At 67.4% G+C, this 11,708-nt stretch carries 14 protein-coding genes; 9 read left to right on the top strand and 5 right to left on the bottom strand.

The window, feature by feature from the left end:
- Positions 1-4: 4 nt before the first annotated feature.
- Positions 5-628 carry a uracil phosphoribosyltransferase gene (upp, locus tag H977_RS0106830; RefSeq protein ID WP_029107155.1) on the bottom strand — a complete coding sequence of 208 codons (624 nt, stop codon included), beginning with the start codon at positions 626-628 and terminating at the stop codon, positions 5-7.
- Between the two features lie 49 nt (positions 629-677).
- On the opposite strand from upp, the gene H977_RS0106825 reads away from it, so the two are divergent.
- The 5 genes from H977_RS0106825 to H977_RS32655 all read left to right on the top strand — a co-directional run bounded on the left by H977_RS0106825 (position 678) and on the right by H977_RS32655 (position 4,271).
- Positions 678-983: a type VII secretion target gene (locus H977_RS0106825; RefSeq protein WP_231395889.1), complete on the top strand. Its 306-nt coding sequence runs from the start codon at positions 678-680 to the stop codon at positions 981-983.
- A gap of 2 nt (positions 984-985) precedes the next feature.
- Positions 986-2,047, top strand: coding sequence for a C40 family peptidase (locus H977_RS0106820; protein WP_029107153.1), 1,062 nt, complete (start codon positions 986-988; stop codon positions 2,045-2,047).
- A 72-nt stretch (positions 2,048-2,119) separates the two neighbouring features.
- Complete coding sequence (satS, locus tag H977_RS0106815; RefSeq protein ID WP_029107152.1) at positions 2,120-3,400, top strand: protein export chaperone SatS; 1,281 nt, start codon at positions 2,120-2,122, stop codon at positions 3,398-3,400.
- 42 nt (positions 3,401-3,442) lie between these two features.
- Positions 3,443-3,709, top strand: a complete 267-nt coding sequence (locus H977_RS36230) for an alpha/beta fold hydrolase (RefSeq protein ID WP_502691145.1) — start codon at positions 3,443-3,445, stop codon at positions 3,707-3,709.
- A 1-nt stretch (position 3,710) separates the two neighbouring features.
- Positions 3,711-4,271 carry an alpha/beta fold hydrolase gene (locus H977_RS32655; protein WP_502691144.1) on the top strand — a complete coding sequence of 187 codons (561 nt, stop codon included), beginning with the start codon at positions 3,711-3,713 and terminating at the stop codon, positions 4,269-4,271.
- Here H977_RS32655 and H977_RS0106805 read toward each other — a convergent pair.
- The 4 genes from H977_RS0106805 to H977_RS0106790 all read right to left on the bottom strand — a co-directional run bounded on the left by H977_RS0106805 (position 4,240) and on the right by H977_RS0106790 (position 8,000).
- Positions 4,240-5,328 carry an adenosine deaminase gene (locus H977_RS0106805; protein WP_029107151.1) on the bottom strand — a complete coding sequence of 363 codons (1,089 nt, stop codon included), beginning with the start codon at positions 5,326-5,328 and terminating at the stop codon, positions 4,240-4,242. The genes H977_RS32655 and H977_RS0106805 overlap by 32 nt on opposite strands.
- A 37-nt stretch (positions 5,329-5,365) precedes the next feature.
- Positions 5,366-6,196 carry a dienelactone hydrolase family protein gene (locus H977_RS0106800; protein WP_029107150.1) on the bottom strand — a complete coding sequence of 277 codons (831 nt, stop codon included), beginning with the start codon at positions 6,194-6,196 and terminating at the stop codon, positions 5,366-5,368.
- A 63-nt stretch (positions 6,197-6,259) separates the two neighbouring features.
- A complete protein-coding gene (locus tag H977_RS0106795) occupies positions 6,260-7,552 on the bottom strand; it encodes a thymidine phosphorylase (RefSeq protein WP_051288700.1) in 1,293 nt (430 codons plus the stop codon).
- Between the two features lie 49 nt (positions 7,553-7,601).
- Positions 7,602-8,000: a cytidine deaminase gene (locus H977_RS0106790; RefSeq protein ID WP_029107148.1), complete on the bottom strand. Its 399-nt coding sequence runs from the start codon at positions 7,998-8,000 to the stop codon at positions 7,602-7,604.
- Positions 8,001-8,214: 214 nt separating this feature from the next.
- Here H977_RS0106790 and sdhC point away from each other — a divergent pair, with 214 nt between their 5' ends.
- From sdhC to H977_RS0106770, 4 genes are read left to right on the top strand one after another with little or no spacing between them, the layout of a single operon-like run.
- Positions 8,215-8,631, top strand: a complete 417-nt coding sequence (gene sdhC / locus H977_RS0106785; RefSeq protein WP_081681654.1) for a succinate dehydrogenase, cytochrome b556 subunit — start codon at positions 8,215-8,217, stop codon at positions 8,629-8,631.
- A gap of 47 nt (positions 8,632-8,678) precedes the next feature.
- Entirely contained in the window at positions 8,679-9,098 is a 420-nt protein-coding gene (locus H977_RS0106780) for a succinate dehydrogenase hydrophobic membrane anchor subunit (RefSeq protein ID WP_276016009.1), read from the top strand.
- A gap of 11 nt (positions 9,099-9,109) precedes the next feature.
- Positions 9,110-10,864, top strand: coding sequence for a succinate dehydrogenase flavoprotein subunit (gene sdhA, locus H977_RS0106775; RefSeq protein ID WP_029107145.1), 1,755 nt, complete (start codon positions 9,110-9,112; stop codon positions 10,862-10,864).
- Positions 10,864-11,649, top strand: coding sequence for a succinate dehydrogenase iron-sulfur subunit (locus tag H977_RS0106770; RefSeq protein WP_036475249.1), 786 nt, complete (start codon positions 10,864-10,866; stop codon positions 11,647-11,649). The genes sdhA and H977_RS0106770 overlap by 1 nt, the downstream gene beginning before the upstream one ends.
- Positions 11,650-11,708 lie beyond the last annotated feature (59 nt).

The raw sequence follows: 11,708 nt of genomic DNA, 5'->3' as shown, positions 1-11,708 counted from the left end.
TGCCTCAGCGCGGGCCGAACTGACGGTCCCCCGCGTCACCGAGACCGGGGACGATGTAGGCGATCTCGTTCAGCCCCTCGTCGACGGTCGCGGTGACGAGCCGCATTTCGGGTGCGATCTTCTCGATCGCGGCGATCCCCTGCGGAGCGCACACCACGCACACCGCGGTGATGTCGTCAGCGTTGCGCTCCTTCAGCAGGTTGATGGTGTAAGCCATCGACCCGCCGGTCGCCAGCATCGGGTCGAGCACGAACACCGACCGCGCGCTCAGATCGTCCGGCAGCGACGCCAGGTACGGCGTCGGCTGATGCGTCGTCTCGTCACGAGCCATCCCCACGAAACCCACCTGTGCCTCAGGGATCAACGCATGCGCCTGGTCGACCATCCCCAGACCGGCCCGTAACACGGGGACCAGCAACGGCGGATTGGCCAATCGCGAACCCATGGTGTCGGTCACCGGGGTGCGCACCGCGATCTGCTCGGACGCCGCATCCCGGGTGGCCTCGTACACCAGCATCAGCGTCAGGTCCCGGAGCGCCGCACGGAAACCCGCGTTGTCGGTCCGCTCATCGCGAAGGGTGGTCAGCCGCGCGGCGGCCAGAGGGTGGTCGACGACGCGTACATCCATGCGCTGACCTTAACGGGAACCGATCGGCGTCGGCGGGCGTCCTAACCACATGCCCGCCGACAACCTGCGCGCCGACATGGCGGCCATCCGTGCCCTTGGCGATGCCCTCAACGCCCATGCCGCCGGCCTCAGCGCCGTGGCCGCCACCCTTCGCTCCATGCCGTCGCCGGCGGCGGCTCTCGGACCGATCGGCCAACGGTTCATCACGGCTTTCACCGAAGCCGTCTCCGCCCACAGCGATGCGGTCGCATCGTTGGGCGCTCGGACGGATGCGGGTGCCGTCAGCGCCGGAAAGTCCGCTGCCGGCTACGACGCCGTCGGGCAGCGCGCGGCTCAGCTGCTGCCGCGGGTGTAGCCGTGCCCGCGTCCCCCATCGCGCTGGCCGCGCCGCTCTACGAGCTTCGGGATCTGGTGGGCGCCGGCTGGCCGTCCGACAGCCCGGCTGTGACGGCACTGGACGGGGCGCACACCGCCCTCACGGATATCGCCGCCGCGCTCGGCCGCTCGTGGGACGACGCCGCCGGCGGTTGGGCGGGCGCCTCAGCGACGGCCGCCGCGGGCTTCACTGCGGACACCGCCGCGCAAGTGGCGGGCCTGGCCGAGCAGGCGCAGGCCTTGAGCACGGCGGCCCGCGACGCAGACTCGGCCGTGGCTCGGGCGAGGTCACGGCTGCAGGCGATCATCGACCGCTTCGAGGAACGCGCCGCGGCGCTGGCTCCCCATCTCGACGAACCGGGAGTGGCCGAGGAACTGCACGCGGAGGCACGGCGCGCGATCGCCGAGGCGTCGGCTGTCGTCGACGAACTACGCGCCGACCTGGACCACCGGGCCGAGGCAGTCACCGCTCCGTACACCGGCTCGCGCGGTTTCCCGGCCGGCTCCGGTTACTCGGCCGGCTCCGGCGGTTTCGCACCGGCTGCTGCGGGGTTCTCCGGGAGTCCACCGCCTGCTGCCCCGGCGAGTAGTTGGAATGCTGACCGCTCGGAAGCCCCCGTCGGGCTGCGCGACCCGGGCATGTTCGGCGATGGCGTGGCGGTGCGGTTGCCCGACGGAAGCACAGCCGTGGCGCCCAACGCCGTGGCAGCCAGCGCGGTGCGGCACGCGCTGACCCAACTGGGAGTGCCGTACCGGTGGGGAGGCACCACACCGGGCGTCGGGTTGGACTGCAGTGGACTGACCCAATGGGCCTATCACGAAGCCGGGCTGGACCTTCCGCGGCTGGCCCAGGAGCAGGACGTCGGCACGGCCGTGTCGCCAGGAACGTTGCGGCCCGGCGATCTGGCGGTATGGGACGGACACGTCGCGATGATCGTCGGGGCGAACACCATGATCGAGGCCGGGGATCCGGTGAAACTGTCACCCATCCGGACCACGAATGCCGGTCAGGGCTTTCAGGGATTCTGGCGGCCCACGGTGTGACGAGCGTGCCGGTAGGCCCTGAACCGGAGACGAGCTGACTGGCCTCCAGGGCATCCCATTAGGCTGTGCCGCATGGCTGCTGACATCGTGCCGGTCCGGCTCGGGCTGACCAAGGGCGACCTTTACACACTGTGGGCTCCGCGTTGGCGGGATGCCGGCGATGAGTGGGAGGCGTTCCTTGGCGAGGGTGATGCCCTGTACGCCTTCGAATCGGTCGCTGACCTGGTGGCTTTCGTGCGCACCAACACCGACAACGATCTCGCCGACCACCCGGCGTGGAGCAAGCTCACCGCGGCCAACGCACACAAGCTGCAGCCGTCGGAGGACCGCGAGTACGACATCGTGGGGGTCCCCGACCTGGTCGCCGAGAAGCCGACGGAAGAATCCGTCGCGACCCTGCACCGCACGCTGGTGGTGGTGTCCTCGATCGGCTCGGTGTGCGAGCTGGCAGCCATCAGCAAGTTCTTCAACGGCAACCCCGTGCTGGGCACGGTGGGCGGTGGGTTGGAAGGCTTCACCGGCCGCTCCGGGCGCAAGCGCTGGGCCGAGATCGAAGCCGTGATCGCCCGCGGCTGGGACGGCGTGGTCGACTCCATCGACGAGATCGTCACGGTTCCCGAGGACATCGATTCCGACGCGGTCAAGAAGGCCGAGGCCGAACTCGAGGAGCCCGCCCCCGAAGAGGACGAGGACGACCTCACCGCCGACACCGACACCGACGACGACGCCGAAAACGACGAGGACGACGCCGAGGCCGAGGTCGCGCCCGTGCGCAGCGCCGCCGACACCGCCGTCCTGGGCGATGACGAGGACTTCTGGCAGAAGGTCGGTATCGACCCGGTGCGCATCATGACCGGCTCGGGCACCGTCTACACGTTGCGTTGCTACCTCGACGACGAGCCGGTCTTCCTGGGTCGTAATGGACGCATCAGCGTGTTCAGCTCCGAGCGCGCCCTGGCCCGCTACCTGGCCGACGAACACGATCACGACCTGTCGGACCTGGCCACCTACGACGACATCAGGACCGCCGCCACGGACGGCTCCCTGCGCGTGGAGGTCGCCGACGAGAACGTCTACGTCCTCAGCGGCATCTCAGACGACATCGCCGACGGACCCGACGCGGTCGACCATGACCAGTTGGAGTTGGCCGTCGAGTTGCTGCGCGACGTGAGCGACTATTCGGAGGACAAGACCGTCGACGAGACACTGGCGGGCACCAAGGCGCTCGGCAAATTCGTGGACTATGTCCTGGGCAACGAGAACGCCCGCAAGCCCGAGGCCCCGTACGCTCAGGCCGTCGAGCAGTGGGAAGCACTGGAGCGTTTCGTGGAGTCGCGCCTACGGCCGGAGTAGCCGCCCCGATGAGTTCTGGCCGCCAGAGCGGTCAGAGCACTCATGACCACCACGAGCAGCCTCTCCACCCACACCGTCACGGTCCCCGGCGCCCGCCTGCACTATGAGGTGCGCGGAACGGGACCGCTGCTGATCATCCTCGGCGCCCCGATGGCGGCCTCGGAGTTCGCGCCACTGGCACACGCGCTGGCCGGTGACCACACCGTGGTGACCGCCGACCCACGCGGCGTCGCCGGCAGTGCTGTCGATGATCCCGACCAGGACTCGACACCCGAGCTGCGCCGACGACGTCGCGGCAATCCTCGATGACTTGGGCGCCGGCTCAGCCGACGTGTTCGGCTCCTCCGGCGGCGCGGTGACGGGTCTGGCGTTGGTGGCCCGGCATCCCGATCGGGTGGGCACCCTGGTGGCCCATGAGCCTCCCGTGCTCGAGTTGTTGCCCGACGCCGACGAACAGCGCGCTGCCACCGACGACATCATCGCGACGTTCGCGGGCGATGGAATGTTCGCGGCGTGGGGAAAGTTCATGGCCAACGCCGGGTTCGACGTGCCGCCGGCTTCACCGGAGATGCCCGCACCCAGTGATCAGGAACTGCGCGACGCGGCACACTTCTTCAACCATGAGCTGCGGGCCACCACCCGCTACCGGCCCGACGTCGAGGCGCTGAAGAACGGACGGGTGGTGCTCGGCCTCGGCGAGGAGTCCGGGCACCTGTTGACCCAGCGCACGACGACCGCGCTGGCCGATCTGCTGGGGCAACGGCCGGTGATGTTTCCCGGTGACCATGGCGGATTCATGGGCGCGCCAGGAGTTTTCGCCGATACGCTACGCGCTGTGCTCAGCCGACCAGAACCGCATACCGGGGTTTGATCACCTCGTCGATGATCGCCAGGCGTTCGTCGAACGGGATGAAAGCCGACTTCATCGCATTGATGGTGAACCGCTCGAGGTCGGTCCACCCGTAGCCGAACGCCTCGACCAGCCGCAGCATCTCCTGACTCATCGTGGTGTCGCTCATCAGCCGGTTGTCGGTGTTGACGGTGACACGGAACCGCAGCCGCGCCAGGCGGTCGAACGGATGCTCGGCAATGCTGGGTGCCGCGCCGGTCTGCACGTTGCTGCTCGGGCACATCTCCAGCGGAATGCGCTTGTCGCGCAAGATGGATGCCAACCGGCCCAGCCGCTGCGTGCCGTCATCGAACTCGGTGATGTCGTCGACGATGCGCACCCCGTGGCCCAGCCGGTCCGCCCCGCAGAACGCGATGGCCTCGTGGATCGACGGCAGGCCGAACGCCTCGCCCGCGTGAATAGTGAAGCGCGCGTTGTTGCCTCGCATGTACTCGAAGGCATCGAGGTGACGAGTGGGAGGATATCCGGCCTCGGCGCCGGCGATGTCGAAGCCCACAACGCCCTTGTCCCGGAACCGGATTGCCAGCTCGGCGATCTCGCGGGAGCGGGCCGCGTGGCGCATGGCGGTGACCAGACAACGCACGGTGATGGCGCGGCCCTCGGCGGCGGTCGCCTTCTCACCGTCGGTGAATCCGGCCAGCACTGCGTCGACCACATCGTCGAGCGACAGCCCACGATCGATGTGCAGCTCGGGCGCGAACCGGACCTCCGCATAGACGACGTTGTCCGCGGCCAGATCCTCCACGCACTCGAAGGCGACGCGGTACAGCGCCTCAGGCGTCTGCATGACCCCGACAGTGTGGGCGAACGGCTCCAGGTAGCGCACCAACGAGCCACTGTGGGCGGCCGTGCGGAAGAACGTGGCCAGCTCGTCGACCTCGGTTGCCGGCAGGTCGTCATAGCCGAGCTGACCGGCCAGGTCGAGCACTGTGGCCGGTCGCAGCCCACCGTCCAGGTGGTCGTGCAGCAGGGCCTTGGGAGCGTGCTGGATCTTGTCCAGACTCAGCGGCGTACTCATGTCCCCATCATGCGCGACAGGGATCGGTCAGCGACGCTCATTCAGGCTGCGACCTGCTCAACAGTCGGTGACGAAACAGCTCGAGCACCTGGTCCAGCGCTGCGCGGGTGGGTTGGCCCGGCTCGTCGATCAGGTGCTCGGTGAGCACCGAGTGCGGTGACATCGTCGCGGCGGGGTTGGCATCGGCATCGTCGAGTTCGACCGCGACGAACGCGTCACCGAGTTGCTCGCGCAAAAAGTCGAAGCGTTCCGGCGGCACCAATCGGTCCCCGGTGAAACGCAGGCCCATCACCGTCAGACCGCGGGCGCAGCGTTGCTTGACGACGGCCAGATCGGCCTCCGAGATGTCGATCGACCGGCGTTGCGCGGCGGTCAGCCCTATTGGCAACGAAGGTTGCGACAAGACCGGAGCGAGCAAAGCATCATCGGTGGCCATTGCCAGGGCATAGCCGCCGGTAAAGCACATACCGACAGCGCCGACACCGGGGCCGCCGCAACGCTGGTGTTCGTCTCTGGCCAGCGCCCGCAGCCAGTCGATGACCGGGGACGTCCGGCCCGTCGCCAGCGTGACGAATTCTCGGCTGATGCAGGCCGGTACGAGCGAGCCGACTGCATTCGCCACGAAGCCAACCCGACCGCGTGCGTCCGGATTCGGATCGCGGCCGGGAACTCCGAACAGGTGCGGAAGGACTGCCGTGCAACCGATCTCGCTGACCTGGCGGGCAAAGTCGAGGACCTTGGGGGTGATGCCGGGCATTTCGGCGATGACGATCACCGCCGGGCCGTCACCGCGCCGAAATATGGTGCGAGTCTTGGACTGATAGGTGAACTCTGAGCGCTGGAAATCCGCGAGGTCGTCGTCGGGCACCATCTGTGCCTAGCAGTCGGGCACCCGATTGGCCAGAGTGGCTCTCACACGAGCACGGCAGCGCTAGACGATCCGATCGATGATCAGTGGCCGCTGCGTGGGCGCCGTGTCGCCGACGCTCCAGGCGCCGTCGAGTTCGGCCAGTGCACCGGGCAACCGCTCGGCCGTCTCCGTGTAGAGCGTGAACAGCGCCTCCCCCGCGGCCACGGGCTCACCCGGCTTGCGGTGGATCCGCACGCCGGCACCGAACTGCACGGGTTCACCCGGCTGAGCCCGGCCGGCGCCCAACCGCCAGGCCGCCAGCGCCACGCCCATGGCATCGAGGTCGCCCATGATGCCGCCGTGCGGGGCCGTCACGGTCTCGCTGGCCGCCCCGATGGGCAGCGGGCGGCTCAGGTCCCCGCCCTGAGCCGCCACCAGCGCACGGAAGCAATCCATCGCGCTGCCGTCCCGCAGGGTCTCGGCCGGGTCGGCTCCGTCGATGCCGGCCGCATCGAGCATCTCCGTGGCCAGCGCCAGCGTCAGCTCGATCACGTCGGGCGGTCCGCCGCCGGCCAACACCTCCAGCGATTCGGCAACCTCCACGGAGTTGCCGACCGCGCGGCCCAGCGGGCAGTTCATGTCGGTGAGCAGCGCCCTGGTGGGAACCCCGTTGGCATTGCCGAGGTCGACCATCGTGGCTGCCAGCTCACGCGACTCGGCCTCGGTCTTGAGGAACGCACCGCGGCCGACCTTGACGTCCAAGACCAGCGAACGGGCGCCTTCGGCCAATTTCTTGCTCATCACCGAGCTCGCGATCAGCGGCAACGACTCGGTCGTGGCCGTGACATCTCGCAGTGCGTAGATCTTGCGGTCGGCCGGCGCCAGCTCGCCCGCCGCGAACACCGCCGCACCGATATCCCGAAGTTGTTGCCGGATTTGGTCTTTGGTCAGCTCAGCGGTGAAGCCATGGATCGCCTCGAGTTTGTCGAGGGTGCCACCGGTGTGGCCGAGCCCACGCCCGGCCGCCTGCGGAACACTGGCGCCACACGCCATCACAACGGGCAGCAGCGGAATGGTGATCTTGTCCCCCACCCCACCGGTGGAGTGCTTGTCCACCAAGGCAAGCGGCCGGCCGTCACGGCGCAGGTCGGTGAAGTCGAACCGCTCCCCGGACGCGACCATGGCCGCCGTCCAGCGGGCGATCTCAGCCGGCGCCATCCCCTTGAGGAAGATCGCCATCAGGAGCGCCGACATTTGCTCGTCAGCGACCCGGCCGTGGGTGTAGCCGTCGATGACCCAGTCGATCGCGGCGTCGGACAGCGTGCCGCCGTCACGTTTGGTCCGGATGACGGTCGGCGCGTCGAGATGCGGCATGGCCGTAAACCTACTCGCCGGTAACCCGGAGTTGTTGGACCACTTGGCCTTACCCGCGCTGCAGATCCTCGGGCCCGAAGGCGTCCGGCAGCAGGTCGCGTAGCGGCCGCGCGCCGTCCGGGTGGTCGATGAGCAACTCGGGCCCACCGTGTTCCAGCAGGACCTGACGACACCGTCCACACGGCATCAGAAGACCCCCGTCGGGACCCACACACGACAGCGCGACAAGCCTTCCGCCGCCTCCGGAATGGAGGGCACAGGCCACAGCGCACTCGGCACAGAGACCTAGGCCATATGAGACATTCTCCACATTGCACCCGGCCACGACGCGGCCGTCGTCGACCAGAGCGGCGGCTCCCACAGAAAAGCCCGAATAAGGCGCGTAGGCATGAAAAGAGACCCCAATTGCCTTGTTGCGCAACAGGTTCCAGTCGACGTCGATCGTCATGCGACAAGCCTGGACATAGGTTCTGAATGCATTCCGAAACCCCAATCCTCGACCCGCCCATTAAGATAGGTAAGCCTAACTTTTGGCTGTTCAGCGGGTCGAACTGCTCAACCGTAGTTCGTTCGCCACTGCAAATGGGTTTAGAGTCGCCCCGAGGTTTGGGGCTAATTCACAGGCAGTCCCAGACGTCCCACCGATGGCGTTGGAGGGCCCGATGAGTACTCAGACGGAGGTATCGGCTCCGCAACCCAGGAAAGCACGACGGCGCACCCTTTATCGCGGTGATCCGGGAATGTGGTCCTGGGTGCTGCACCGTATTACCGGTGCCACGATTTTCTTTTTCCTGTTCGTCCACGTTCTCGATACCGCCTTGGTCCGGGTGAGCCCGCAGGCCTACAACGAGGTCATCGAGACGTACAAGACGCCCATCGTCGGATTGATGGAGATGGGACTGGTCGCCGCGGTGCTGTTTCACGCACTGAACGGCATCCGCGTCATCCTCATCGACTTCTGGCAGCAGGGCCCCCGCTACCAGCGGCAGATGCTCGCGGTCGCCGTCGGCGTCTTTGCCGTGGTTCTCATCGCATCACTAGGAGTTCTCGGTATGCACATGGCGGAGCGGTTCCTGTGAGCGCGCCAGGAGCGGGCGAGTCGCGGCTGGGCCGCCCGGCACCGGTGATGGAACGCGAGCACGACCGGCCGGCCGCGCTGGACCATCCGCGCGCGCCGCGTCGTCCCCGCGGCATTCCGTACTTCGAGAAGTACGCCTGGTTGTTCATGCGGTTCTCCGGCCTGGCGCTGGTGTTCCTCGCGCTCGGCCACCTGTTCATCATGCTGATGTGGCAGGACGGCGTGTACCGCATCGACTTCAACTACGTCGCACAGCGCTGGGCCTCCCCGTTCTGGCAGATCTGGGACATGGCCCTGCTGTGGCTCGCGATGATCCACGGCGCCAACGGCCTGCGCACGATCATCGGCGACTACGCCCGCAAGAACACCACCAAGTTCTGGCTGAACGCGGTGCTGCTGCTGGCGACCGGATTCACGTTGGTGCTGGGCAGCTACGTGCTCGTCACCTTCGACGCGAACATCTCCTAAAGGGGACACAGATGATTCAGGAACATCGCTACGACGTCGTCATCGTCGGTGCCGGTGGCGCCGGCATGCGCGCGGCCGTCGAGGCCGGACCCCGGGTACGTACCGCCGTGCTGACCAAGCTGTACCCGACGCGCTCCCACACCGGCGCGGCCCAGGGCGGCATGTGCGCCGCGCTGGCCAACGTCGAAGAGGACAACTGGGAATGGCACACCTTCGACACCGTCAAGGGTGGCGACTACCTCGCTGACCAGGACGCCGTCGAGATCATGGCCAAAGAGGCCATCGACGCGGTGCTGGACCTCGAGAAGATGGGCATGCCGTTCAACCGGACGCCCGAGGGCCGCATCGACCAGCGTCGCTTCGGCGGGCACACCCGCGACCACGGCAAGGCTCCGGTGCGCCGGGCCTGTTACGCCGCCGATCGCACGGGCCACATGATCCTGCAGACGCTGTACCAAAACTGCGTCAAGCACGACGTGGAGTTCTTCAACGAGTTCTACGCGCTCGACATCGCGCTGACCGACACGCCGGCCGGTCCGGTGGCCACCGGCGTCATCGCTTACGAGCTGGCGACCGGCGACATCCACATCTTCCACGCCAAGGCGATCGTCTTCGCCACCGGCGGTTCGGGCCGGATGTACAAGACCACCTCCAACGCCCACACCCTGACCGGTGACGGCCTGGGCATCATCTTCCGCAAGGGACTTCCCTTGGAGGACATGGAGTTCCACCAGTTCCACCCGACAGGCCTGGCCGGCCTGGGCATCCTGATCTCCGAGGCCGTGCGCGGCGAGGGCGGCCGGTTGCTCAACGGCGAGGGCGAGCGGTTCATGGAGCGCTACGCGCCGACGATCGTCGACCTCGCGCCGCGTGACATCGTCGCCCGGTCGATGGTGCTCGAGGTGCTCGAAGGCCGCGGCGCCGGACCGAACAAGGACTACGTCTACATCGACGTGCGTCACCTCGGCGAGGACGTGCTCGAAGCCAAGCTGCCCGACATCACCGAGTTCGCCCGCACCTACCTGGGTGTGGACCCGGTGACCGAACTGGTGCCGGTCTACCCGACCTGCCACTACGTGATGGGCGGCATCCCGACGACCATCCACGGCCAGGTCCTGCGCGACAACACCAACGTCATCCCCGGCCTCTACGCCGCGGGTGAATGCGCGTGTGTGTCGGTGCACGGCGCCAACCGCCTCGGCACCAACTCGCTGCTGGACATCAACGTGTTCGGCCGTCGCGCCGGTATCGCCGCCGCCGAGTACGCCGCCAACCACAACCACGTCGACATGCCGGAGAACCCGGCCGACATGGTGGTCGGCTGGGTCGGCGACATCCTCTCCGAGCACGGCAACGAGCGCGTCGCCGACATCCGCACGGCCCTGCAGCAGTCGATGGACAACAACGCCGCGGTGTTCCGCACCGAGGAAACGCTCAAGCAGGCGCTCACCGACATCCATGCACTCAAGGAGCGCTACAGCCGAATCACGGTGCACGACAAGGGCAAGCGTTACAACAGCGACCTGCTCGAGGCCATCGAGCTGGGCTTCCTGCTGGAGCTTGCCGAGGTGACCGTGGTCGGTGCGCTCAACCGCAAGGAGTCCCGCGGCGGACACGCCCGCGAGGACTACCCCGACCGCGACGACACCAACTACATGCGGCACACCATGGCCTACAAGGAGGGCAGCGAGTTGCTGTCCGACATCCGGCTGGATTACAAGCCCGTGGTCCAGACCCGCTACGAGCCGATGGAGCGGAAGTACTGATGAGCGCCCCAGTCATCGATAAGCCCGAAGCCGGCGACCCGGAGCTGCCCCCCGTGCCCGAGGGCGCGGTCATGGTCACCCTGAAGATCGCCCGGTTCAACCCCGAGAACCCCGACGCTGCCGGCTGGCAGAGCTTCCGGGTTCCCTGCCTGCCCTCGGACCGGCTGCTGAACCTGCTGTTGTACGTGAAGGGCTACCTGGACGGCACGCTGACCTTCCGGCGCTCCTGCGCCCACGGGGTGTGCGGTTCGGATGCCATGCGGATCAACGGCGTGAACCGGCTGGCCTGCAAGGTCCTCATGCGCGACCTGCTGCCGAAGAAGCCGGGCAAGCAGCTGACGATCACCATCGAGCCGATCCGCGGCCTGCCCGTGGAGAAGGACCTCGTGGTGGACATGGAGCCGTTCTTCGACGCATACCGCGCCGTGAAGCCGTACCTGATCACCAGTGGCAACCCGCCCACCAAGGAGCGCATCCAGAGCGCCACCGACCGGGCCCGCTACGACGACACCACCAAGTGCATCCTGTGCGCGTGCTGCACCACGAGCTGCCCGGTGTACTGGAGCGAGGGCTCCTACTTCGGTCCGGCCGCGATCGTCAACGCCCACCGGTTCATCTTCGATTCGCGTGACGAGGCGGCCGCCGAGCGGCTGGACATCCTCAACGAGGTCGACGGTGTGTGGCGCTGCCGCACCACGTTCAACTGCACCGAGGCCTGCCCGCGTGGCATCCAGGTGACGCAGGCGATCCAGGAGGTCAAGCGCGCTTTGATGTTCGCGCGCTAGGTTCTCTTTGCCGAACCTGAGCTTGTGTTCGAGATTCCCGCCGAATCTCGAACACAAGC

It is taken from the genome of Mycobacterium sp. URHD0025, assembly GCF_000426065.1.
Lineage (GTDB): Bacteria > Actinomycetota > Actinomycetes > Mycobacteriales > Mycobacteriaceae > Mycobacterium.
The sequence above is the reverse complement of the archived record's forward strand: the minus strand, read 5'-3'. Positions and strand labels throughout refer to the sequence as shown.